The 23,904-nt window shown below is 64.3% G+C and carries 23 protein-coding genes, 1 tRNA gene and 1 riboswitch; of the genes, 10 read left to right on the forward strand and 14 right to left on the reverse strand.

The annotated features are described in order from the left end of the window. Positions 1-89: 89 nt before the first annotated feature. From ACLE20_RS04540 to ACLE20_RS04555, 4 genes are all read right to left on the reverse strand, one after another. Positions 90-1,100, reverse strand: a complete 1,011-nt coding sequence (locus ACLE20_RS04540; protein ID WP_410939028.1) for a Tim44 domain-containing protein — start codon at positions 1,098-1,100, stop codon at positions 90-92. Positions 1,101-1,286: 186 nt separating this feature from the next. Beyond that, a complete protein-coding gene (locus ACLE20_RS04545; protein WP_410939029.1) occupies positions 1,287-2,309 on the reverse strand; it encodes a glycerophosphodiester phosphodiesterase family protein in 1,023 nt (340 codons plus the stop codon). Between the two features lie 118 nt (positions 2,310-2,427). Beyond that, a complete protein-coding gene (locus tag ACLE20_RS04550) occupies positions 2,428-2,871 on the reverse strand; it encodes a DUF4174 domain-containing protein (RefSeq protein ID WP_410939030.1) in 444 nt (147 codons plus the stop codon). An 80-nt stretch (positions 2,872-2,951) separates the two neighbouring features. Next, positions 2,952-4,316 carry an Nramp family divalent metal transporter gene (locus ACLE20_RS04555; RefSeq protein WP_410939031.1) on the reverse strand — a complete coding sequence of 455 codons (1,365 nt, stop codon included), beginning with the start codon at positions 4,314-4,316 and terminating at the stop codon, positions 2,952-2,954. A gap of 319 nt (positions 4,317-4,635) precedes the next feature. On the opposite strand from ACLE20_RS04555, the gene mntR reads away from it, so the two are divergent. After that, on the forward strand, positions 4,636-5,085 hold the full coding sequence (gene mntR, locus ACLE20_RS04560; protein WP_410939032.1) for a manganese-binding transcriptional regulator MntR: 450 nt from the start codon (positions 4,636-4,638) through the stop codon (positions 5,083-5,085). On the opposite strand, the gene ACLE20_RS04565 is transcribed toward mntR, so the two are convergent. Beyond that, positions 5,082-6,281 carry a calcium:proton antiporter gene (locus tag ACLE20_RS04565; protein WP_410939145.1) on the reverse strand — a complete coding sequence of 400 codons (1,200 nt, stop codon included), beginning with the start codon at positions 6,279-6,281 and terminating at the stop codon, positions 5,082-5,084. The genes mntR and ACLE20_RS04565 overlap by 4 nt on opposite strands. 240 nt (positions 6,282-6,521) lie before the next feature. On the opposite strand from ACLE20_RS04565, the gene ACLE20_RS04570 reads away from it, so the two are divergent. From ACLE20_RS04570 to ACLE20_RS04580, 3 genes are read left to right on the forward strand one after another with little or no spacing between them, the layout of a single operon-like run. Next, positions 6,522-7,172, forward strand: a complete 651-nt coding sequence (locus ACLE20_RS04570) for a S24 family peptidase (protein WP_410939033.1) — start codon at positions 6,522-6,524, stop codon at positions 7,170-7,172. Positions 7,173-7,179: 7 nt separating this feature from the next. Further along, positions 7,180-8,022: a thermonuclease family protein gene (locus ACLE20_RS04575; protein ID WP_410939034.1), complete on the forward strand. Its 843-nt coding sequence runs from the start codon at positions 7,180-7,182 to the stop codon at positions 8,020-8,022. Between the two features lie 27 nt (positions 8,023-8,049). Beyond that, positions 8,050-8,469, forward strand: coding sequence for a tellurite resistance TerB family protein (locus ACLE20_RS04580; protein ID WP_410939146.1), 420 nt, complete (start codon positions 8,050-8,052; stop codon positions 8,467-8,469). 15 nt (positions 8,470-8,484) lie between these two features. Here the strand turns inward: ACLE20_RS04580 and ACLE20_RS04585 are convergent, their stop codons facing one another. After that, the gene (locus ACLE20_RS04585; protein ID WP_410939035.1) at positions 8,485-9,303 is read right to left on the reverse strand and encodes a transporter substrate-binding domain-containing protein; all 819 of its coding nucleotides are present in this window, start codon (positions 9,301-9,303) and stop codon (positions 8,485-8,487) included. Between the two features lie 104 nt (positions 9,304-9,407). On the opposite strand from ACLE20_RS04585, the gene ACLE20_RS04590 reads away from it, so the two are divergent. After that, a complete protein-coding gene (locus ACLE20_RS04590; protein ID WP_410939036.1) occupies positions 9,408-11,336 on the forward strand; it encodes a glycosyltransferase family 2 protein in 1,929 nt (642 codons plus the stop codon). A 198-nt stretch (positions 11,337-11,534) separates the two neighbouring features. Here the strand turns inward: ACLE20_RS04590 and ACLE20_RS04595 are convergent, their stop codons facing one another. Next, entirely contained in the window at positions 11,535-12,422 is an 888-nt protein-coding gene (locus ACLE20_RS04595; RefSeq protein WP_410939037.1) for a hypothetical protein, read from the reverse strand. A 369-nt stretch (positions 12,423-12,791) separates the two neighbouring features. Here ACLE20_RS04595 and ACLE20_RS04600 point away from each other — a divergent pair, with 369 nt between their 5' ends. After that, on the forward strand, positions 12,792-13,742 hold the full coding sequence (locus tag ACLE20_RS04600) for an acyltransferase (RefSeq protein ID WP_410939038.1): 951 nt from the start codon (positions 12,792-12,794) through the stop codon (positions 13,740-13,742). A 108-nt stretch (positions 13,743-13,850) separates the two neighbouring features. Here ACLE20_RS04600 and ACLE20_RS04605 read toward each other — a convergent pair. Next, positions 13,851-13,924, reverse strand: a tRNA-Gly gene (locus tag ACLE20_RS04605). Between the two features lie 60 nt (positions 13,925-13,984). After that, positions 13,985-15,082, reverse strand: coding sequence for a 2'-deoxycytidine 5'-triphosphate deaminase (locus ACLE20_RS04610; RefSeq protein WP_410939039.1), 1,098 nt, complete (start codon positions 15,080-15,082; stop codon positions 13,985-13,987). 90 nt (positions 15,083-15,172) lie between these two features. Then, positions 15,173-15,251: riboswitch (SAM riboswitch) on the forward strand. 41 nt (positions 15,252-15,292) lie between these two features. On the opposite strand from ACLE20_RS04610, the gene ACLE20_RS04615 reads away from it, so the two are divergent. From ACLE20_RS04615 to ACLE20_RS04625, 3 genes are all read left to right on the forward strand, one after another. Continuing rightward, the gene (locus tag ACLE20_RS04615; protein WP_410939040.1) at positions 15,293-16,477 is read left to right on the forward strand and encodes an O-succinylhomoserine sulfhydrylase; all 1,185 of its coding nucleotides are present in this window, start codon (positions 15,293-15,295) and stop codon (positions 16,475-16,477) included. Positions 16,478-16,606: 129 nt separating this feature from the next. Further along, positions 16,607-16,999 carry a Co2+/Mg2+ efflux protein ApaG gene (gene apaG, locus ACLE20_RS04620; protein WP_410939041.1) on the forward strand — a complete coding sequence of 131 codons (393 nt, stop codon included), beginning with the start codon at positions 16,607-16,609 and terminating at the stop codon, positions 16,997-16,999. Positions 17,000-17,150: 151 nt separating this feature from the next. Continuing rightward, positions 17,151-17,555 carry a hypothetical protein gene (locus ACLE20_RS04625; RefSeq protein WP_410939042.1) on the forward strand — a complete coding sequence of 135 codons (405 nt, stop codon included), beginning with the start codon at positions 17,151-17,153 and terminating at the stop codon, positions 17,553-17,555. A 182-nt stretch (positions 17,556-17,737) separates the two neighbouring features. Here the strand turns inward: ACLE20_RS04625 and ACLE20_RS04630 are convergent, their stop codons facing one another. From ACLE20_RS04630 to ACLE20_RS04640, 3 genes are all read right to left on the reverse strand, one after another. Then, complete coding sequence (locus ACLE20_RS04630; protein ID WP_410939043.1) at positions 17,738-18,724, reverse strand: Hsp33 family molecular chaperone; 987 nt, start codon at positions 18,722-18,724, stop codon at positions 17,738-17,740. A gap of 241 nt (positions 18,725-18,965) precedes the next feature. After that, positions 18,966-19,883 (reverse strand): ornithine carbamoyltransferase, encoded by a 918-nt coding sequence (gene argF / locus ACLE20_RS04635; RefSeq protein ID WP_410939044.1) that lies wholly within the window; start codon positions 19,881-19,883, stop codon positions 18,966-18,968. Positions 19,884-19,982: 99 nt separating this feature from the next. Further along, complete coding sequence (locus tag ACLE20_RS04640) at positions 19,983-21,182, reverse strand: aspartate aminotransferase family protein (RefSeq protein ID WP_410939045.1); 1,200 nt, start codon at positions 21,180-21,182, stop codon at positions 19,983-19,985. Positions 21,183-21,665: 483 nt separating this feature from the next. Here ACLE20_RS04640 and ACLE20_RS04645 point away from each other — a divergent pair, with 483 nt between their 5' ends. Continuing rightward, positions 21,666-22,220, forward strand: coding sequence for a GcrA family cell cycle regulator (locus ACLE20_RS04645; protein WP_410939046.1), 555 nt, complete (start codon positions 21,666-21,668; stop codon positions 22,218-22,220). 110 nt (positions 22,221-22,330) lie between these two features. On the opposite strand, the gene phoB is transcribed toward ACLE20_RS04645, so the two are convergent. Beyond that, complete coding sequence (gene phoB, locus ACLE20_RS04650) at positions 22,331-23,014, reverse strand: phosphate regulon transcriptional regulator PhoB (protein WP_323106277.1); 684 nt, start codon at positions 23,012-23,014, stop codon at positions 22,331-22,333. Positions 23,015-23,186: 172 nt separating this feature from the next. Beyond that, a complete protein-coding gene (gene phoU / locus ACLE20_RS04655; RefSeq protein ID WP_410939047.1) occupies positions 23,187-23,897 on the reverse strand; it encodes a phosphate signaling complex protein PhoU in 711 nt (236 codons plus the stop codon). Between the last annotated feature and the right edge of the window lie 7 nt (positions 23,898-23,904).

Below are 23,904 nucleotides of genomic sequence, written 5' to 3' on the forward strand. Positions count from 1 at the left end.
GAGGATGATGGCATATCCACGATCTGCGGATTTACGCCCAAGCAAAGAATTAAGTCGACGGCCTGTGAAGAGGCCGTCGACTTGTGAACCTACGCCTGCACGCCCTGGATCGCGGACACCTGCCACTGCGTGTTGGGGCGGCGGAAGAAGGTCCAGATTTCGGTCGCTTCCGTCGGGCGGGTCGGGTCGCCCTCGACGACCTTGCCGGTGGCGCGATCGCGGGTAACGTCGATGCTCTCGTAGCGCATGGCGACGGTGGCATAGTCGCCGGTTTCCTCGCGCCAGGCTTCCGCCAGATCGCCCTGCAGCAGGCGGACGTCGCGAACCTCGTTGCGCACGCCATTGGTGGCGTTCTCGCTCAGTTCCTCGGCCAGCCAGCTCATTGCTTCCGGCGTCGTCAGGCGGCGGAGTGCGCCATAGTCCTCGGCGCCGTAGGCGGTCTGAACGTCCTTCAGCATGGTTTCGAACCGGTCGAGATCGGCCGGGCCGATGCCGATTTCATCGGTCACGCCCGGACGCTTCGGTGCGGCCGCCGGCTGGACGGCGGGGCCCCCGCCGATCTTAGGGATGGTAAAGCCGGCGCCGCTGGCGGTGGGTCGTCCATCATAGCCGCCGGCTGCCTCGCGCGCTGAGCCATAGGCGCCTGCCGGGCGCGGCGCGTTGCGACGGGCGAAGAAGCGCATGGCGAGCATGACCAGGCCGGCAATCAACAGGAGCTGGAACAGCATGCCGAACATGCCGGCGACACCGCCGAAGCCATGGCCCATCATCATGCCGATCAGGCCGCCAAGCGCCAGGCCGCCGAGCAGCGAACCGCCGAAGCCGGAGAAGAAGCCGCCGGGACGACGCGCCTGCGCCGTCTGGCCGATGCCCGGCTGGGTCTGGTTGACGCCCGGCCGAGTCGTCTGCGGGGTCATGGTCCGCTCGACGGGGGCGGCCGGCGCGGGCGCGGTGCGGGTGACGGGAGGGGCGGAGAAAGTGCGCGTTCCACGGCTGCCGAATCCGCCGCCGGCGCGCCGCGCCTCCGCAAAATCCGTGGCCGCGACGACGACCGTGAGCGCCACGGCGAGCATTGCGAGCGAGCGTGAAAAACGAACCATATCCAAAATGTTCCTTGTCCTTCGAGCCCCGCATCCCTTCCGCGGGTTCCTTCCTATATGGGGAGGCCGTGCGTCTCGTGAAAGAGCAAAGCTCCGTTTTGGACGGAGAGGACCATCACGTTTGCGCCATCGACGGGACAGGAACTGCCGAAAAAGGGCAGGACGCGTCGTCGCACCGCTGAGCCTTTAGTTGGTCAGATCATAGGGGATGCGATAGCCGTTCTGCTCCAGCCAGGCGATCAGCGCTTTGGGTTCGTCGGTCTGGAGAATGGTGGCGCCGCGGTCGATCCAGAAGCCCCAGCTCTCGGCAAAACGGCCCTCGCGGATGGCGAGTTCGTCGCCGCGGCCGCCGGCCTGCGGGCCGGGCGCGCGATTGACGATCGGATAGGTATTGGCCCAGAGGTGCCAATTGCCGCGAATGGCGGCAGCGCGCGCCTTGGCAGAGAAGAGCGGTCCGCCATCCGCCGTCAGCGGCGTGCCGTCGACATGCCAGTGGACGAGCTCGGCCGCCGGCGCCCCGGTCGCCGCCGTGGCGCGGGCCATGAAGCCCGCCTCATGCACCGCATCGTCGGCCAGGATCGGCAGAAAGGTGACATCCGGGCCGACCGTCGCGATCAGCGATTTTGCTTCACTGATCCGTGTCTCGTTCCAGAGGTTCTCCTTGATCAGGATCTCCTGCGCCATGCCCTTTGCCCGCGCCAGCGCCGCCACGCGCGGCAGGATGTCGGGCGTCAGCTTGTTGTCGATATTGACGAGGATCTGCCCCTTGGTGACGGCAAAGACCTCCTCCAGCGTCGGCACGGTCTCCCCTGTTGCCCGGCCGGTGCCTTCGATGACGAGATGGCAGGTCTTCAGCACGGCGAGCGGCGTCGTCGCGGTCTCGCCGCGGCAGGTGGTGGTGCGGTCGAGGAAGTCGTCATGCATCAGCACCAGCGTGCCCTCAGCCGATTGCCGCACGTCGAGCTCGATCATCTCCGCACCCAACGCGATCGCATTGCGGATCGCCTCCAGCGAATTCTCCGGCCGGACGATGCGGCCGTTCTCCTTCCAGCCGGTGCGATGGGCGACGACCATCACATGTGCCCGCCATTGATTGGCATCCTTCAGCCGGAAGAGGATCTGCGCGGTGCGCGAGACCTCCGCCGCCTGCGGGCCGGCCGCAGGCGGCGCGAGCAGGAGGCTAAGGAGAAGGAGAAGTGGCCAACGCATGGTCGAGGCTCCCGAACAGCAACGCTATTCGGACAGCGGGTAGAGATGAGCGATGACAGGCGGGTGACCGGCCGATGACGCAGCGATGACGTCTCTGTTTCAATCGGATGACAGCGGCTCAGTTCGCCGCCGGTTCGGCGCGGCGCCTTTCCCCGGCGCGCATCGGCATGGCGTCGATCAGCCCAAAGAGCGCGTCCGCCGAAACGGGGTTTTGCTCGCGCAGTTTCACGCCGCCATCCTTGCCGATCAGCACGGCCTCAAAGCCGGACTGTTGCGTCCGGACCCCGGCCGCGCGCCTGAGTGCCGCTGCGCTGAGGCCCGCGGAGCGGCCATAGAGCGGCTCGACGGTCTCGCCGTAAATGAGGAGCACAACCATGTCGCGCTCGGCCAGGGCAGCCTGCTCTTCCTCGACGAGCCGGCGCTGCTCCTTGACTTCCGCGCCGTTGCGGTCGGCGAAAATTAGCAGCACGCGGTTCTTCCAGGCGAAGGGCTTCAGCCCCTCGGCAGCAGACAGGCCGGGGGCCAGACAGGCGAGCAGGATGGCGGCGAGGACAGCTTTCATGGTCGGCCTTCCGAATGAGGGATTGGCCGGGAAACGGCGCTGGCGGCTGAGCCGTTCCCTCACGAAGGCGCGAGGACGGCTCAGCCGAAGAAGGTATCGATGAGCAGCTTGATGTTGAGCACGACGATGATGGCCGCGACGATCCAGGCGAGCACGCCCACCCAGCGGGCGACGACGAAGCGGCCCATCTTCTCCTTGTCGGTCACGAAACTGACCAGCGGAATGACGGCAAAGGGCAGCTGCATGGAGAGGATGACCTGGCTGAGCACCAGGAGCTCCGCCGTGCCCCGCTCGCCATAGAGCCAGGTGATGATGACCACCGGAACGATGGCGATGCCGCGAGTGATGAGCCGGCGCGCCCAGTTGGGGATGCGCAGATGCAGGAAGCCTTCCATGACGATCTGGCCGGCGAGCGTCGCGGTGATGGTCGAGTTGAGGCCGGAGGCGAGCAGCGCCACGGCAAACAGCGTCGAGGCGATGCCAAGGCCGAGCAGCGGCGACAGGAGCTCATAGGCCTGTTCGATCTCCGCCACCTCGGTGCGGCCCGAGGCATGGAAGACGGCGGCGGCGACGATGAGGATCGAGGCATTGATGAACAGGGCCAGCATCAGCGCGATGGTGCTGTCGAGGGTCGCGAACGTGATCGCCTCCCGCTTGCCGGCCTCCGTCCGCTCGTAGGCGCGGGTCTGCACGATGGAGGAGTGCAGGTAGAGATTATGCGGCATGACGGTGGCGCCGATGATGCCGATGGCGATGTAGAGCATGGCCGGGTTGGAGACGATCTCGGCGGAGGGCATGAAGCCGGCGAGGACGGCCGCCACCGGCGGCTGCGCGGCCAGGACCTGGACGATGAAACAGCCAGCGATGATGGTGAGCAGCGCAATGACGAAGGCTTCGAGAAAGCGGAAGCCGCGGTTCATGAGGAAGAGGAGCAGGATGGCATCGGCTGCGGTAATCAGCGCACCGGCGATCAGCGGAATGCCGAACAGCAGCTTGAGAGCGATCGCCGTGCCGATCACCTCGGCCAGGTCGCAGGCGATGATGGCGATCTCGCAGGCGATCCAGAGCACGAAGCCGACGGGCTTCGGATAGGCATCCCGACAGGCCTGGGCGAGATCGCGCCCCGTGGCGATGCCGAGCCGGGCCGCGAGCGACTGGAGCAGGATCGCCATCAGGTTGGAAAGCAGGATGACGGCGAGCAGCGTATAGCCGAACTGGGCCCCGCCGGCGATGTCGGTCGCCCAGTTGCCGGGGTCCATATAGCCGACCGAGACCATATAGCCGGGCCCGACGAAGGCGAGGAAGCGGCGGAACCAGAGCCCGCCCTTCGGCACGGACACAGTGGAATGCACGTCGGCGAGGCTGCGGCGTCCCTCGCCCGGCTCGGCGTGGCGCCAGCCGGTGGTGGTGCGGTCGGATTTCAAAAGGACATCGTGAGGCGACATGAAGGCTCCGGGGGCGGGCAGCCTGAATCGGACAGGCATGACAAGCAGAATGACGGCGAAACACGGCACCGAACGCGTGCGGAACGGGGCGCGGCGCAGATCTGCGAACCCTCCACCCGCCGACACAGCGGCTCGATGACAAAGAAGCTAGGGCAGCAACCAACATTATGCAAGGAGCTATATTTTATTGATCATGCTTTTTGCTGCGGTGCAAGCAGGTGCCGACGGTGGACGGGCGGAGAAAGGCACTAGGATTTAAGGTCTCGCATGCTAAGACGCCGGTTGACCGATGTTTGACCAGGCGAGGACGACGAGACCCGTGGCGCGCCGTACCGTTCCCCGCGCTGATCCGCTTCCGCGCGCGGAGATCCATTCCGAAGGCTTCCGGCAGACCCGGGAAGCGCGCAAGGGCGCGCTGATCGAGGACTATGTCGAGCTGATCGCCGATCTGATCGAGGATGGCAACGAGGCCCGCCAGGTGGATATCGCCGCGCGGCTCGGCGTCGCGCAGCCGACAGTCGCCAAGATGCTGGCGCGGCTGGCAGCGGATGGGCTCGTCTCCCGCAAGCCCTATCGCGGCGTTTTTCTCACCGAGGAAGGTCAGAAGATGGCCCATGCCAGCCGCGAACGCCACCAGACGGTGGAAGCGCTGCTGAAATCCCTCGGCGTCAGCCCCGAAACCGCCCGTATCGACGCCGAGGGCATCGAACATCACGTCAGCGAAGAAACCCTCGAAGCCTTCCGCCGCTTTATTGCCCGTAAGTCCTAAAGCCCCAGCATTGACAGCATGAGGAAGGTGGCGAAGAGGACGAAGTGGGTCATGCCTTCGATGGCGTTGGTTTCGCCGTCGTTCAGGTTGATCGCCGCGGCGATGAGGGTAATGGCGATCATCACCGTTTGCACCGGCGACATGGCCATGACGAAGGGCTGGCCGGTATAGAGCGCGATGCCTTCCATCACCGGGACGGTGAGGATGACGGTCGAGAGCGAGGCGCCGAGCGCGATATTGACCACCGACTGCATACGGTTGGCAAGGGCCGCCCGCAGTGCCGTCATGATCTCCGGCGAGGCGGAGATGGCCGCAACCACGATGGCGGCGAGCACCGGCGGCGCGCCGCTGCCCTCGAGCCCCGCATCCATGAGGCCCGACAGGATTTCCGCCAGCCCGCCGATGATGGCGACGCCGGCGATCAGCACGGCGATGGAGCGGGAGGCCGGTTCGTCCTCCGCCTCCTCATGCGCCTCGCTCGGCGCCGGGACCACTGTCAGGGCCGGCGCGGCGGGGGCGGTCGATCCGGCCGGGGCACCCGCGGAAACCGAAGCGGAGATCGCTGCCGGCATCGCGGCGCCCGGCGTGCCGGCTGGCGCGGCGCGGCGGGCTTTCGGATAGCTGTAGCTGAAGAAATAGCTGTGCGGGCCGACTTGCATACGCAGGAACAGCGTGTAGAGCGTGATCATCGCCACGATGGTGAAGCCGGAATAATAGTGCCAGCTTTCGCGCGGAACGAATTCCGGCACGATCATCGAAATGCCCATGGCGGTCAGGATCATCACGCAATAGGTGCGGCTGGAATCGTCGTTGTAGGGCTGCTCGCCATGCTTGAGACCGCCGAGCAGCGCCGCGAGACCGAGAATGCCGTTGATGTCGAGCATCACGGCCGAATAGATCGTGTCGCGCACCAGGGTGGGCGAACTGCCGGGCGTGCTCATCAGGATCGCGAGGATGATCACTTCGACGAGCACTGCAGACAGCGTCAGGATCATGGTGCCATAGGGGTCGCCCACCTTGGCAGCCAGCACCTCGGCATGATGGGCGACGCGCATGGAGGCGAGAATAATGGCGCCAACCAGCACGGCAGCACCGATCAGCGCCGCCGCTCTGCCCGCTTCGATCAGGCTATGCTCGACGAGGACGGCGGCGATGCCGACCAGGACGGCGAGGATCAGGAAGCGCTCGGAGCGCATGAGGGACAGCACCACGCCGCATCACCACTTTTGCTTGTCGAAAGGAACCGAACGGACGACCGGCCGCCGGGTTGCAGGCGAGTATAGGTTTCGCAAACCGCATTTCAATCGACGTCACAGCGCGGGCCGGGAAACAGGATTATTTTCCTTTATCGCTTTACTCCGGTTTCGGCCTTCGCTAATGTCCGAATAGGAGGCGTGAAAGATCCGCCGATGCCTCCCTTTCAGGATGGGACGCCGATGCTCTCACATGACCGCATCTGGGGTGCGATCGATGCGCTCGCCGAGCGTCACAAGATGTCGCCCTCGGGCCTCGCCCGGCGGGCGGGCCTCGACCCGACCTCGTTCAACAAATCCAAGCGTCATTCCGCCGATGGGCGCGAGCGCTGGCCGTCGACGGAATCGATCTCCAAGGTTCTGGACGCCACAGGCTCCACCATCAGCCAGTTCATGGAATTCCTGCGCAGCGAGGCGGAGCCCGCGGCCAGCAAGGGCCCGCCGGTGCAATCGATTCCGCTGCTCGGCTTTGCCCAGGCAGGCGCCGGCGGCTTTTTCGACGATGGTGGCTTTCCGGCCGGCCAGGGCTGGGACGTGGTCGATTTTCCTGCAGCACAGACCAAGGCCGGTCTCTATGCGCTGGAAATCCAGGGCGACAGCATGATGCCGCTCTACCGCGACGGCGATGTGCTGATCGTCGAGCCCGGCGCACAGGTGCGCCGCGGTGATCGGGTGGTGGTCAAGACCACCGAAGGCGAGGTGATGGCCAAGGTGCTGATGCGCCAGAGCGCCCGCAGCATCGAGCTCCATTCGATCAATCCGGAGCATCCCAATCGCAGCTTCGAGATGAAGGAGATCGAATGGATCGCGCGCATCATCTGGGCCAGCCAGTGAGGCGATCGTGAACCTGCCCCTGCGCTCTACCTTGGGCGGTCTGCTGTGCCTCGTGCTGACGATCGGCATTCTGGTCAGCGGCAATGCCGCCATCGAAGGACGGTCGAGTTCCGCGACGCCGAACCTGGTGCTCGAGACGCCGATGACCGGCGAGATGGATGACGCCATCCCGGCCGAAGACGACGCAGCGGTGCCGGCCACCGGGGACGATGCTGTGCCAGCCTTCCCAGGCGAGACGGATGAGGGACGCGCCGCCGATCCCGCGACCTCGCCCGTCACGAGTGCACCCCTGCCCCCACCGCAAGCCGGCCTGTCTGAGAACCGGAAAGATGCGGCACCTTCGCAAAGCGTGGATGATGGCCGGGTCGAAACGGTCCTTCGCCATCCCGTCGCGCTGGCCGCCGGTCTGGTGGACTTCGAGGGCCGGCAGGTTCGGCTCGACGGTCTCAAGCCGCAATCGCCCGATCGCCGCTGCCGGGGTGCCAAGGGGGACTGGCCCTGCGGCATGCTGGCCCGGACCGCCTTCCGAAACTTCCTGCGCGCCCGTCCGCTCGTCTGCCGCACGCCGGCCGAGGGCTGGTCGGGCGTGCTGGCCACACGCTGCACCGTCGGCGGCGATGATCCGGCCCTGTGGCTTGCCGAAAATGGCTGGGCGGAGGTTGAGCCCGGTGCACCGTTGGCCGAAACTGTCGAGACGGCCAAGGCGCTTGGGAAAGGCTTCTACAGGCCGGCGACCGCGCCGGATCCACGTCTTCGCCCGACCACGGATCCTACCGCTATCGATCCGATGGCGGACGATGCGCTCGCAGGGACCGCACCGGTCGCGGGCGAGACGATGCCAGCCCGCTGATCGACTTCGACATCAAAGGATGCTGCCCTGAGCCCGCATAGCCCGCTTCTCAGCCCTCAAGATGCGCTGATCTACGCGATGGTGATGATGTCGGCCGTCGATCGCGCCATGGCGGAGGACGAGCTGGAGGAGATTGGCCAGATGATCCGGTCGCTGCCGATCTTCGCCGGTTTCGACCCCGACCGCTTGACGCTCGTTGCCGAGGATTGTGCCGTTCTGCTCGCTGGAGCGGAAGGGCTGGATATCGCGCTCGAACTCTTGCGCGAGGCGTTGCCCCAGCGACTGCGCGAAACCGCTTATGCGCTGGCGGTGGAAATCGCCGTTACGGACGGGCGGATCCGCGGCGAGGAGGTCCGGCTGCTCAAGCTGATCAGCGACCGGCTCGATCTCGACCGTCTCATCTGCGCCGCGATCGAACGGGGCGCGCTGGCACGCTACCGGAGATAGGCGGGAGAGACACGCTCAATAGATGCCGGTTGGGAAGTAGCGCAGATAGATCTCGTTGAGCCGGCCGGTTCTCGAAAGATCCAGCAAGGCATGGTCCAGCGCCTGCGTCAGGTCCGGATCGTCCTTGCGGGTCATCAGCGACAGGCCCTCGCCGAGGAAGCGCTGGGACAGATAGGCGTCACCCACCAGCGTACAGCATCCGGCCGCCTCGCTGCCGGTCGTCCAGAAAGCCAGTTGCAAGCTGTCGGAGAAGACGGACGCGACCTGCCCCTGCTTCAGCGCCGACAGAAGCGCCGCGCGATCGGCAAAGCTCTGCGTTGCCTGACCGGGGAAGAAGGCCTTGAGCATCGCCTCATGCGTCGTGCCAGCCACGACGCCGACCGGCCGAGACAGGAGGGTCTTTATTGTCGGCACGCTTGGGAAGGCGGCGCGGTTGGCGGCAAAGCGGGCCGGCAGCTGCAGGAACGGGCGGCTGAAGGCAAAGCTGCGGCGCAGCTCCTCGGTGACCGCAATCCCGGCCATGACCACCTCGCCCTGCCGATCGTTGAGCGCCGGCTGCAACTCCTCAAACGTCATGGCCTGGATCTGGCATTTCGGCTGGATTTCGAGGACGCGGCAGATCTCGCGGGCGAGATCGACATGGAAGCCGGACAGGCGGCCCGATTGGTCGATGAAATTGAAGGGCGGAAAATCGACCGTGGTGAGGAAGCGCAGCCGCGGCACGGCGCTCAAGTCGGGCTTGGCAATCCGTTCGCGGCTGTCGAAGGCGAGCGGCAGATCCTTCACCCGCTCCTGCGCGAGGGCCGGTCCGGCGATACCACCGAGCGCCAGCATGAATAAGAATATTCTGAAAAACACAGGTTGTATCCGAACCGGACTTGTCATTAGACTTCGATCAGCAGTGAGGATCCGGGTCTAACTTTGCCACGGGATGATCGATGCACCGCGCAGACTATCCCGCCCCGCCGCCGAAGACCAGCCCGCCGATCCCCGGGCTTGGGCGGACCTCTGCCACACCGCGACTTTCCGCCGAGCGGATCGAGGAAGGCCGGCGTCTGCGGAAGCTCGGCTTCGCAGAGGCCCTGGTCGCCCGCCTTGTCGAGATGGCCGAGGCCCGCGGCACCACTGTCCAGGAGGAGCTTCTCGCAAGCGGAGACATCGATGAGACGACGCTCTACGGATTGATCGCAGACGCGCTCGACTTGCCGTTCTGGCGCGGGATCGATCCGGATCGGGTGCTCGATTCGCCGTTGATCGACAGTCAGCTGCGCCGTCCGGAAATGCTGCGGGTCTATTTCAGCGACCGTCCGCCAATGACTGCTTTTGCACCGACGCTGAGCATGCTGGAACGGGTGGAAACACGATTGGCCCTGAGGCCAGGGCTCAAACCCCTGCTCGCTATAGCGCCACCGGCAGTGCTCTCCCAGACCGCTTGGACGGTCGGGCGCAGCCGGCGATTGCAGGCCGCCATCGAGGCGCTGTTCGATACGGTGCCGGACCACAGCGCGCGTGTCCTCTGGCGCGGCTGGCAGGGGTTTTTGCTCGGGCTTGGGCTCGCCGCGGCCTTTGGCAGCATCATGATTGCACCGCTGACCTGGGTGCTTGCCGTGCATGCCCTGCTCAGCGGCGTCTACTGCCTGCAGTTCGCCCTGCGCGTCTTCGCCTTCAGAGGCTCGCGCCGCCCGAAACCCGCCTCCGGCACGCCGGCCCAGGACGAGCGGATGCCGACCTATTCGGTGCTGGTGACGCTGCATGACGAGGCGGCCGTGGTGCCTCAGCTCGTTCGCGCTCTCGACCGGCTGGACTGGCCCCGCTCGCGGCTCGACATCAAGTTCGTTTGCGAGGCCGATGATGCCGCCACGCTCTCGGCGCTTGCCGCCGAGCGACTGGGCCCGCACTATGAGATCGTCCCTGTGCCACCATCCTGGCCGCGAACCAAGCCCAAGGCCTTGCAATATGCGCTGTCGGGTGTGCGCGGCGACTATGTTACCGTCTATGATGCGGAAGATCGCCCGCATGCACAGCAATTGAAGGAGGCGCATGCCGCCTTCAAGCGCTTGCCGGAGCGCGTCGCCTGCCTTCAGGCGCCGCTCATCATCGGCAATGCCGGGCAGTCTTGGCTGAGCGCGCTGTTCGCCATCGAATATGCAGGCCTGTTCCGGGCGCTACTGCCTCTGCTCTCACACCTCGGAGCGCCCTTGCCGCTTGGTGGAACGTCGAACCACTTCAAGACCGACATATTGCGGCGCGTCGGCGGGTGGGACCCGTTCAATCTGACGGAGGATGCCGATCTCGGCATGCGGCTCCATCGCCTCGGCTTCCGTACCGCGGTCATCAGCCTGCCGACGCTCGAGGATGCTCCCGTCGAGGTCAAGGTCTGGCTCGGGCAGCGCACCCGCTGGTACAAGGGCTGGCTCCAGACCTATCTCGTGATGATGCGCAAACCCGGGCGCCTGCTGCGGGAGCTTGGACTGAGGTCCTTTCTCCTGGCCCAGGTGACGGTCGCGGGCCTGTTGATCTCCGCGCTCGGCCACCCCGTCATCCTTGCCTTCATCGGCTTCCTGATCGTGATGCTGGCGACGGGCCCGCATGTCGTCTCCGGCGGACTTTCGACAACCCTCCTCGGCGTCGATCTCATGAATGTTGTTGGCAGCTACGCCATCACCATCGGCCTCGGGCTGGGGGTGATGCGGCCGGAAGAGAAGCGGGCTGTCGGACGGCGCTGGCTGGCCGTCCCCTTCTACTGGCTGATGATCTCGGCTGCCGCCTGGCTCGCAGTTCGCGACCTCCGCCGCCGCCCGAGCGACTGGAAGAAGACCCCGCACCGCCCGGCAGACGTGACGGAGGTGGAGCGGGTGTTTGAATGAGAGCTCAAGGCTGCGGAGGAGCGAAGAGCCCAGACCTGCCGGCAGCAACCCCTGCCGGCAGGCCGGCAGGGGTCTAAGGGTCAGGTGCTCGAAATTCCGGTGGCGACACCGGTCTCTCCTGTCTAGCGGGACCGTTTGTCTACGGCTGTTCCGCAGGAAACAGGATCGTTGGGGGCCGTCTCTGCAACGAGGGGGATTTCAACGGCGTGCGAGAACGCGCAGACCCTTGAGCACGACCTCCTGCGGAAACTGCGCCGCATCATCCGGCGCGCCGGGCCACGGGTCGCCCGCAACGGCGAGGTTGAGAATGATGTACCATTGGCGCGACGGTGCAGGATTGGCGCGCCGTGAAACTTCCCGGTCGTTGACGAAGCATGTGATCTCACTCTCGGTAATCTCGACCGCATAGGTCAGAACCTGCGTCAGATCGCCGGCGATCCCGAGGCTGGCAAGATCGATCTGGCGCGCATCGTTGACATGGGCCGCAGGCGTCCCGGAGTGAAGCGAATTCCAGAAGGCATCGGCTCGATCGCCTTCATTGAAGAGCCACCACTCCATGACGTCGATCTCCGGGGGCCATGGCCAGTCACGCTCCTTGGCATCCTTGATCGGCATCAACCAGAAGCCCGGCCAATAGCCCTTGCGCATCACATGCGGGAGGGAAAGATCGCATTCGACACGTTGGCCGACACTGACCGCGATATGCGGCGCCGACATGAGAGCCGCAGAATAGGCATAGGACGTGCCCTTCCATTGAATTGGCTTCGCCAGGCGCTGCGAGCGCAAGCGTCTCTGACCATCGACCACCGGGAAAGGCTCGGTGCCGGGAAAGACATGAGGATCAGCATAGAGCCCGCGCTCCCCATTGTTGACGATCCGTCCGCCATAGGCGAAGTCCGACCGCCAGCAGGGCCGTCCATCCCGACCAACGCCTCGGTCATTGACGTCGAAATCCGTGACGAAATCCGTCGAATACAGAATGGTCCGACCCGCTTCTTCAGACGCCACCGCGGGTAAGGATTTCGCCAGAAACAAAGGCAGGGACGCTGCAGCCTGGAGGAATTGCAGGCGGGTCAGATGGGGCATCGATGTCTCCGATCTCAGTTGAGCTCTTTGGAACTCACGAACCAATTCCGAACGATCACCACACCCCGCTGCCCAGCCCCTTGGCGAGGAGACGGTCATGTCAGGCCGCAGCGATCCCGCAAGAAGCTTGTTCCTTATCCCTCGCTGACGCAAGGACGCCGCTTGCCTGTCGTTTCAGTCAACTCTGGACGAGATCGATCGGCGCTGAGAAAAAGCTCGACTCGCACTTTCTATATTAGCATATTCAAATTCAACAACGATCGAGACGAAGAGCAGGTTCCGGGCGCCTGTCGCAGCTGGACTGAGACGATCACGGACGAAGGCTATGGGAAAGGGACGCGGATGCAAACGGCTCAATCGGAGAACAGATTGCAGGGGATCGATGCTTTCCGCGTCCTCGCATTCATCTTCGTCGTGGCTCTGCATGCCGATCGGACCAACCTGCCGACGGATCTGGTGCTTACCCTCGAAACCCTGCCCCGCTTCGGCGTGCCCTATTTCTTCCTGACAGCCGGCTATTTCCTGAAGATCGACGGCGTGACGCCGCTTGCTCTTGCCGCCAAGCTGCTGAAGCGGCTCTTGCCCATCTATAGTCTCTGGGTTCTTGTCTATCTCGCCGTCAACCGTGCCGTATTCGGCAACTTCGGCATCAGCAAAATCGGCTCGCTCTTCCTGGACGGCGGGCCTGGCTATCATCTCTGGTTCATCCCGGCACTGGGTCTGTCCATCTTCACCGTCTTCCTGATCGCCAGAACCTTCGGCGACAGGACCCTCCTCGTCGTTTGTCTGTGCCTCTTCGTCATCGGCACGTACTTCATCGAGTTCCTCGAACCCTTCGGTCCCCCTCTGCCTTGGAAATTCTTCCGGAATGGCCCCTTTTTCGGCGCCATCTTCGTTGCTCTCGGCTACCTGATCAGGAAGCACCACTGGCATCCGCGCCTCGGCCTGGGCTTGACGCTTTTCACCGGCGGCTTCCTCATCTCCCTGGGCGAACGCTTTGCGCTGGCATCAGCTGGTCTCATCTCGCCGACCGAGTCCATCAACTACACCTATGGCACGATCGCCTTCGGCGTTGGCGCCTTCGCTCTTGCGCTGAACCTCCCGTCGAACGCGCGCCTCGTTCAGAACATGGCTGGGCTCGGCCGACTGACGCTCGGCTTTTATTGCATCCATCTGCTGTTCCTCTGGTTCGTGCAGTGGATGCTCGGGCCGGAGTCGACCGTCACCCTGCTGATCGCAATCGCTGCCACCACGGTTCTCTCGATCACCGCGATCCTTCTTGTCTCTCGCTTGAAGTGGTCAGCACCGCTCATCCGCTGAGCGCAGAGGCCCGCCAACCTCAGCGGACGATGAATGACCCCTGTCCGCCCGTCACCTTGAAATGAAGGCGAGGCAATCGAAATCTGGGAGTGGCGTAAGACGCAGACATGGAGCGGGTAGCGGGAATCGAACCCGCGCGTTCAGCTTGGGAAGCTGACAGGCTACCATTACATCATACCCGCAACGCGGTTCGAGCTTTCCCTTATGGCGGGCGGCCTGTCAAGGGTGGCGTGTGGGCCGTGCTATTCGGGGCGGAAATGTTTGGAGAGCTTCAGCCCCTGTGCCTGGTAGTTGGAGCCCGCGCCGAGGCCATAGAGGCTGCGGGGGCGGTCCAGCATATGTTCGTAGACCAGGCGTCCGACGATCTGGCCATGTTCCAGGATAAAGGGGACCTCATGGCTGCGCACCTCGAGCACCGCGCGGCTGCCGCGGCCGCCGGCGTGCTCATGGCCGAAGCCGGGATCGAAGAAACCGGCATAATGGACGCGGAATTCGCCGACCAGCGGATCGAAGGGCGTCATCTCCGCGGCGTAGAGCGGCGGCACATGCACCGCCTCGCGCGAGACGAGAATGTAGAATTCATCGGGGTCGAGGATCAACTCGTCCGATCCGCGCGCATAGAGCGGCTCCCAGAAGTCGTAAATGCCGTGGCCGGCCTTCTTGTCGACATCGACGACCGCCGTGTGATGCTTGCCGCGATAGCCGATCAGTCCGTCGGCGCCGGTGCCCTTCAAATCGATCGACAGCGCAATGCCGCCGCCCGAGACATTCGGCGCCTCGCTCGCGACCAGTGTCTCGCGGGCATGGAGATCGAGAAGCTCGCCTTCGCTCAGCAGCGCCTGGCCAATGCGGAACCGGATCTGCGAGAGGCGCGAGCCGCGCCGGACGATGACCGGGAAGGTGCGTGGCGAGATTTCGAGATAGAGCGGCCCGGAATAGCCGGCCGGGATCTTGTCGAACTCCTGCGCCCGGTCGGTGATGACGCGGGTGAAGATATCGAGCCGGCCGGTCGAGCTCTTCGGATTGGCCGAGGCGGACATGACGGCCGGCAAGGTGAGACGCTCCATGAGCGGAACGATATAGACGCAGCCGGTCTCCAGCACCGCGCCCTCGGTCAGGTCCACCACATGCAATTTCAGACGGTCGAGCTTGTCGGCCACCAGATGGGCGGGGCCTGGCATGAAGCTGGCGCGCACGCGGAAGGCCTTGGCGCCCAGGCGCAGATCGAGGCTCGCCGGCTGGATCTGGTCGGGATCGAGCGGCGCTTCGCTGATCAGCGCCCCGCTTGCAAACAGGGCCTCGATCGCGCCGTCCGCCAAAATGCCGTTGTCGCGCGTCATGCCCTGGCCACCCTTGTCATGCCCCTCGTCATCGAGGCGGACAAAATCAGACAAGCCAGATTGACGCAAGCATGCGCCGGCAGTATGGAAACGAAATTCCGTGGTGATTTGGCCGGCCGGCTTGCAGCCACGTTAAACAAGTAGCTAAAAAGGCCGGGTGGAAACCGGCCTCTTCTTGCGGCCGGTTTTTTTGTTTGAAGGCGATGTTCGATGAGCAATTCCTGGCGTCCGGCCACTCAGCTCGTGCATGGCGGAACCACCCGCTCCAACCATGGCGAAACCTCCGAAGCGATCTTCCTGACGCAGGGCTTCGTCTATGAGACCTCCGCGGCTGCCGAAGCGCGGTTCAAGGGCGAGACGGAAGGCTTTATCTATGCCCGCTATGGCAGCCCCACCAATGACATGTTCGAAAAGCGCATGTGCATGCTGGAAGGGGCGGAGGATGCGCGTGCCACCGCCTCGGGCATGGCGGCCGTCTCGGCGGCGATCCTGTGCCAGCTGAAGGCGGGCGACCATATCGTCGCCGCGCGGGCCCTCTTCGGTTCCTGCCGCTGGGTGGTGGAAACGCTGGCGCCGAAATACGGGATCGAATGCACGCTGGTCGACGGCCGCTTCATCGAGAACTGGGAGAAGGCGGTCCGGCCGAACACCAAGGTCTTCTTCCTGGAAAGCCCGACCAACCCGACGCTGGAAGTTGTCGACATCGCCGCGGTCGCCAAGCTGGCTGACAGCGTCGGCGGCAAGCTGGTGATCGACAATGTCTTCGCCACTCCGCTCCTGCAGAAGCCGCTGGAACTGGGCGCCCATGTCGTCGTCTATTCGGCGACCAAGCATATCGACGGCCAGGGCCGCTGCCTCGGCGGCGTCGTCCTGTCGTCCAAGGACTGGATCGACGAGCATCTGCACGACTATTTCCGCCACACCGGCCCGTCCCTCTCGCCCTTCAATGCCTGGACCCTGCTCAAGGGCATCGAGACCCTGCCGTTGCGCGTTGCTCAGCAGAGCGCCAATGCGGCGGCGGCGGCCGATTTCCTGGCCGAGCAGGCGCAGGTCGCCCGCGTGATCTATCCCGGGCGCAAGGACCACCCGCAGGCCGACATCATCGCGCGGCAGATGAAGGGCGGCTCGACGCTCGTCTGTTTCGAGCTGAAGGGCGGCAATGAGGCGGCCTTTGCCTTGCAGGACGCGCTGAAGATCATTCGCATCTCCAACAACCTCGGCGATTCCAAGAGCCTGATCACCCATCCGGCGACCACGACGCACAAGAACCTGACGGATGAGGCGCGTGCCGAGCTCGGCATCTCGCCTGGCACGCTGCGCCTGTCGCTCGGCATCGAGGACGGTGCAGATCTCGTCGACGATCTGGCCCAGGCGCTGCGCAGCGTCAGCGCCTGACGAACTGCCCCTGCCATCGCCGAAACTGTTCGGCGATGGCACGACGCGTGACAGGATGACACATCTGTTATCGTTCGCGAAACGATCTTGTCTTACACTCCAGCTGAGAACGCTGGAGACAACGCAAGCATGTACCGCGCGCTGACACGCGATATCGAAGTGACAGTCGAGCCTTATTATCTGGAAGAGCAATCTGATCCGGAGGACGGTCGCTATGTCTGGGGCTATCGCATCCAGATCGCGAACCACTCCTCCCGCACCGTTCGGCTGATGACCCGCTACTGGCATATTACCGACGAGAACGGTCAGGTGGACGAAGTCAACGGTCCCGGCGTGATCGGCGAGCAGCCTGTGCTCAACCCCGGCGAAAGCTTCGAATATTCCTCCGGCTGCCCGCTCGACACGCCGTCCGGCATGATGTTCGGCCACTACTCCATGGTCACCCCCGACGGCGAAACCTTCACCGTCGACATCCCCGCCTTCTCGCTGGATGCGCCGGGGCTGACGCGGACGCTGAATTGAGGGTGCGATCCATCCGCTCAGGGATTCGATCGAAGTTCACCAAGCGCCACTTGAGCTATCGCTGAAAGACTGAGACCATGCAACCTCGGCATGGGCCGCGGCGCACTGATCATGCAAGCGCTGCCCGGAGAACGCGAGGGCCAGATTTCAGTTGTCGAAGAGGAAGACTCCGACACGTTTCACGCCACTGCTGCATGGACCATTGCCAATCACGCAGCTCGAGAAGTTCGGGCTGATGCTTGCCGAAGGCAGCGTTGCTTTCACAATCCCTGCACAGAAGCACGCACTCAGATCACATCCCGACAGTTTCATGTCATGCCTCCCCTATCTGGCGCAGACGGTCACCACACCGCATTATGTCGGGCAATCCCCCCGGCATGTTGAGGCTGGTTTCGAGCTTGTCAGGGAGGTTCGGGCAACAGGAGCCATTGTCCTCGTCGCCGCGCTAATCAAGCCGACCCGTCAAGGCACCTACCTGGTCAAATCAACCTCCCCAATTGACAGATTCAAGCTGGAGAACCGCCTTCGCAAAGGCCATCTTTTATCCGTTCAATAAAAAACCCCGCACGAAGCGGGGCTTTCTATCTTCGCCAGGATGCCAAGCCCTGGATCTCTTCACCTTTCGGCTACTAACCCTTGCGGGTGCGTGGGGAGGCCGTTCCCACCTCGAAACTCTGCGTCAATTTCGCTCGGCCGCCTGTCGCCCGTCAAGTTCGGCGACAACCGGCATAGGCGCCCCTACTGCGGCCGGACCTCCGTTGCCTCGAAGCGGTAGGTGGTCGAGCAGAATTCGCAGGTGACGGAGATGGCGCCGCCTTCCACGGAAGCATCGATCTCTTCCTGGCTGAGGCTGGCCAGCACGTCGCGCAGGCGCTCGCGCGAGCAGGTGCAGCGGTCATAGACCGGCTGCGGCGGATAGACCCGGACGCCACGCTCGTGGAAGAGGCGATAGAGCAGGCGCTCGGTGCCGACCATCGGATCGGTCAGTTCATCGGCATCGATCGTCTCGACCATGACCTGGGCCTCGTCCCAGAGATCGTCGATCTCTGCCGGCATGTCCTCCGCCCCGTCCCCGCCCGGCAGGTCCGGTTGGCGCATGCGCTCCGGGGCCTCGGGCAGGAACTGTGCGACCATGCCGCCGGCCCGCCAGCGATGGCGCGGCTTGCCATTCTCGTCGCGATCGAGCAGTTCGGCCACGCCGAGCCGTACCTTGGTCGGGATCTGCTCCGACTGGCGGAAATAGACGCCGGCGATCTCCTCGAGCGAGGCGCCATCGAGCGGCACGATGCCCTGGTAACGCTGGGTATGGACGCCCTGGTCGATGGTGAAGGCGAGAATGCCTTCGCCGAGCAGATCCTGTGGCTGGGTATCGCCGCTTTCGACCGCGCGTGCCAAGGCGTCCTCGTCATAACGGGCATAGGCGCGCACGCGATCGGGCGTCGAGAAATCGGCCACGACCAGATCGACCGGGCCATTGCTCTTGGTCTGAATGATCAGCTTGCCTTCGAATTTCAGCGAGGTGCCGAGCAAAACGGTCAACACCACCGTCTCGGCCACCAGCCGGGCGACGGGCAGCGGATAGTTGTGGCGCTCCAGAATGGCGTCGAGCATGGGGCCGAGCTGCACGGCACGACCGCGCACGTCGAGACCCTCGACCTGAAAGGGCACGACATGGTCGTCGCCGGCGAAATTGAACTGGCCGAGGCTGTGGCTCTCCTGGGTCATACTCTACGCTCCTTCTCTGCCTGCATGCAGCGCGTCCTCGCGCGGTATGCAGGATAGCGGCGGCCACGCGATTGATAAAGCACCGGGCAGCCGCTTGGTTCGGCTGCCCTGCCTTGTGCGATGCGCCGGCATCTTGTGCGGGGTGATCATCGAAAGACCCAAGAGGCAGGTCGCGCCCGCCGCTTGGGTCCTTGTCGACGCTTTAGATCGGGATCGGTCGCGCCGCTTTCAAGCCCGGCTCTCAGAGCGCGCCGAGGCACCAGGCGAGGATCGACTTCTGGGCATGGAGCCGGTTTTCCGCCTCGTCGAACACGACCGATTGCGGCCCGTCGATCACCTCGTCCACCACCTCCTCGCCGCGATGGGCGGGCAGGCAGTGCATGAAGAGCGCCTGGGAATCGGCATGCTCCATCAGGGCCGGGTTGACCTGGTAAGGCTGGAAGACGTTGTGGCCGCGGGCGCGGTGCTCCTGGTTCATCGACACCCAGGTGTCGGTGACCACGCAATGGGCCCCTTCGACAGCCCGTTCCGCCTCGTGGCAGAGCATCACGTCGCCGCCATTGTTGCGCGCCCAGTTGAGGAAGCGGTCCTCCGGCTCGGAACCGAGCGGCACGGCCATGGTCATGCGATAGCCGAAGCGGGCCGAGCCTTCGATGAAGGAATGCAGCACATTGTTGCCGTCGCCAGTCCAGGCGATCGTCTTGCCCTTGACCGGTCCGCTATGCTCCTCGAAGGTCATGATATCGGCCATGATCTGGCAGGGATGCGTCGCATCCGTCAGCCCGTTGATAACAGGCACGGTGGCATGTTCGGCGAGCTCCAGAAGTCGGCGATGGTCCGTGGTGCGGATCATGATGGCGTCGACATAGCGAGAGAGCACTTTCGCCGTATCGCCGATCGTCTCCGCTCGGCCGAGCTGCATTTCGGTGCCGGAGAGAAACAGCGTCTCGCCGCCAAGCTGGCGCATGCCGACATCGAAGGAGACGCGGGTGCGGGTGGACGGCTTTTCGAAAATCATCGCCAACATCTTGCCAGCCAGCGGCTTTTCCGCCGTGCCCGCCTTGGTCGCCGCCTTTCGCTCCCGCGCATCCTCGATGATCGACCGCAGATTCTCTGCGGACATGGCGGAAAGGTCGAGGAAGTGTCGGGTCTCGGCCATGAAATGCTGGTCCTTCTTGAAACGGAAATGCCACGCTGAAAACAGAGAGGCCGGGCGAAACGGCGCCCGGCTGAAGAACTCGGGTGGTGGAAATGAGCCTCAGGCGGAGGCGCGCTGCTCGATGCGGGTCAGATGTTCGGCGGCACGTTCCAGCCGGGCCAGGCCCTCGCGGGCCTCGTCGGCGCTGGTCACGAGCGGTGGCAGCAGGCGGATGACGTTCTCGCCGGCCGGAACAGCCAGCATCTTTTCCGCCCGGATCGCCTTCAGAAGGTCGGCCGCGGGCACGACCGCTTTCAGGCCGAGCATCAGGCCATCGCCACGGATTTCCTCGATGACGTCCGGGTAACGATCGGCAAGCGAGGCGAGCCCCTGGCGGAAGATCAGGGCAACGTCGCGCACATGTTCCAGGAACCCATCGGCAAGCACGACATCGAGCACGGCATTTCCGACAGCCATGGCCAGCGGGTTGCCGCCATAAGTGGAGCCATGCGTACCGGCCACCATGCCGGAGGCCGCCTCGGCGGTCGCCAGGCAGGCGCCGAGCGGGAAGCCGCCGCCAATACCCTTGGCCACCGCCATGATATCCGGCGTGATGCCCGACCATTCATGGGCGAAGAGCTTGCCGGTTCGGCCGATGCCGCACTGAACCTCGTCGCAGATGAGCAGCAGGCCGAACTCGTCGCAAAGCTGCCGCAGCGCCTGCATGAACTCCTTGGAGGCAAGCCGGATGCCGCCTTCGCCCTGGATCGGTTCGATGAGGATCGCGGCGGTCTCGTCGGTGATAGCATCCTTGACGGCGGTCAGATCGCCGAAGGGAACCTGCACGAAGCCCGGCGCCTTGGGACCGAAGCCCTCGAGATATTTCGCCTGGCCGCCGGCAGCAATCGTCGCCAGGGTTCGGCCATGGAAGGCCCCTTCGAAAGTGATGATGTGGAAGCGCTCCGGCCGGCCCTTGGAGAACTGGTACCGTCGCGCCGTCTTGATCGCGCATTCCAGCGCCTCGGCGCCGGAATTGGTGAAAAACACCTTGTCGGCGAAGGTATGGGCGGTGAGGCGCGTGGCGAGCTTCTCCTGCCCCGGAATCTCATAGAGATTGGACAGGTGCCAAATCTTCTCGGCCTGCTCCTTGAGCGCGGCGACGAGATGCGGATGGGCATGGCCCAGCGAATTGACGGCGACGCCGGCGGCGAAGTCGAGATAGCGGTTGCCATCTTCAGTCGTCAGCCAGACCCCTTCACCGCGCTCGAAGCGCAAGGGCGCACGCATATAGGTGTCGTAGAGCGGCGTGACTTCGGTCATGACGTGGGTCTCCTTCGCTGGCCGCAACCCTAGCGCGCCGAAGCGAGCCTTGAACGACGGCACCTTCCGTTCTCGCTCTGCCGGTCCGGCCGCCGAGCTGATCCAGACCCGAAGAGGCCCGGACAATGAAAAACGCCGCCCTGGAGGCGGCAGCGGCACTATCTGCATTCCGGGCGTTTCTGTCAACAAAACTCCCGCTTTTGTGGCGGTTTGACGCGCATGACGCCATGCACCGGACGCATGATCGAGCCCTGTGCAAATTGATCACACGTGCCGATCAAGTTGGGGAAAACTCAAAAATCGATTCGGGCCGATTCCGGCGACTCTTGTCACGGAGTCACCCCATCTCTAGGTTAACTGACAATTGCTAGACGCATGCGGCGGACCTAGTCACCAAAAGAGTCAAGGCGTTGCAGTTTCGGTACGTCCGGAACGCGGTGAGGGATTCGCTCTCCGAAACGCCTGGAATGGAGACACGAGAGCATGAACTGGACGGATGAGCGCGTCGAAAAACTCAAAAAGCTCTGGGCCGAGGGCCTGAGCGCAAGCCAGATTGCTGCGCAGCTCGGCGGTGTCAGCCGCAATGCCGTGATCGGCAAGGTCCATCGCCTGTCCCTGCCCGGCCGCGCGAAAGCGGGCGGCAGCGCTCCGGCGGCGGCCCGACCGAAGCGTCCGGCTGTCGCGGCCCGGCCGACCACAGCGGCACCTGCCCCGCTTGCTCAGGAGCAGCCGCGTCCGAGCGCACCCCGCCCGGCGGCCCGCACCACCAGCGGCATGGTGATCCACGAAGCACAGGATACGGCGGTCGCTTTGTTCGAGGAAGCACCGCTGCCGGCCAACACCAATGTCGCATCGCCCTCGTCACGCCGCCTGGCGCTGACCCAGTTGACCGACCGGACCTGCAAATGGCCGATCGGCGACCCGATGAAGGACGAGTTTCACTTCTGCGGCAATGATGCGCCCGACACCTCGCCCTATTGCACGTTCCATGCCCGCCTCGCCTACCAGCCTTCGGCGGAGCGGCGGCGCATGCGCTAAGCGCAATCTCGCTTTGTGACGAACGAAAAAAGCCCTTCCTGCGAGATAGCCGGAAGGGCTTTTTTTCTGTCTCTATGCCGAGGCGCGGCGTCCGTGCAGGCTGACGAGCGTCAGCCTTCCAGTGAGTAGCCGGCGCCGCGGACGGTGCGGATCACATCTTGCATATTGGCGAAGTTCAGCGCCTTGCGCAGCCGGCCGACATGAACATCGACGGTCCGCTCATCGACATAGATGTCGTGCCCCCAGACGCCATCGAGCAGCTGCGAGCGCGAGAAGACGCGGCCGGGCGAAGACATGAAGAATTCGAGCAGGCGAAACTCGGTCGGACCGAGGCGCACTTCGCGGCTTTTGCGGTGCACGCGATGGGTCTCGCGGTCGAGCTCGATGTCGCCGCATTTCAGCAGGGAGGAGAGCACTTCCGGCCGGGCACGGCGAAGCATGGCGCGCACCCGGGCGATCAGTTCCGGGGTCGAGAACGGCTTGACGACATAGTCGTCGGCGCCGGTCGCCAGGCCCCGCACCCGCTCGCTCTCTTCGCCACGGGCGGTGAGCATGATGATCGGCAGCCGCTCGGTTTCGTTTCGCTGACGCAGCCGCCGGCAGAGTTCGATGCCGGAGACGCCCGGCAGCATCCAGTCGAGGATCAGGAGATCAGGCAGGCGCTCCTGGAGGCGGATCTCCGCCTCGTCTCCCCGGGCAATCGTGTCGACTTCGAAGCCTTCTGCCTCGAGATTGTAGCGCAGAAGAACGCTGAGGGCTTCCTCATCTTCGACGACGGCGATCTTGGGCTGCATGTCTTCAGACTCCCATTCCGCACCAGCGACAGGGCCGGCCGGACGATTCTGGGCCAAGGGCCCCCTTTCGTCCGCCTCCAGCACACTGTGGGCGGATCGTTGCATGGTCAGGCTGCGGGTTCCGCGGAAAGCGGTCGTCTGTCCCCGGCGGAGTCCGATGACCGCTTGTCCTTCAGGTGGCGAGAGCGCCGACCGTATTGGCGGAATCGTCCTTCGGACGTTCGCCGAGCGGCTGGGCGCCGGTGGTCATGTAATAGATCGTCTCGGCGATATTGGTCGCATGGTCGCCGATCCGCTCGATGTTCTTGGCGCAGAACAGAAGATGCGTGCAGGAGGTGATGTTGCGCGGATCTTCCATCATGTAGGTCAGGAGCTCGCGGAAGAGCGAGGTGTAGATCGCGTCGATCTCGCTGTCGCGCTCGCGGATGCTCTTGGCCTTTTCGGCCGAGCGCGATGCATAGACATCGAGCACTTCCTTCAGCTGCATCAGCGCCAGTTCGGCGAGATGTTCCAGCCCACGAGCGAGCTGGCGCGGCAGGCTGCTGCTCGACACCGCGATGACGCGCTTGGCGGTGTTCTTGCCGAGATCGCCGACCCGCTCGAGATCGGCGGCGATGCGGATCGATCCCATGATCTCGCGCAGGTCCGCCGCCATGGGCTGGCGCTTGGCGATGGTAACGATGGCCTTTTCGCCAATCTGTCGCTCGGCATCGTCGAGCACGACATCGTCGGAGATGACCTTCTGGGCGAGGCCCAGATCTGCATTGACGAGGGCGCGCACGGATTCGGCGACCATCTGCTCGGCGAGCCCGCCCATTTCGGAAATGCGGCGGCTCAAATATTTCAGGTCTTCGTCATAGACGGAAACGATATGGCTGGCCATGAGTCCT

Source organism: Rhizobium sp. YIM 134829, assembly GCF_046546455.1.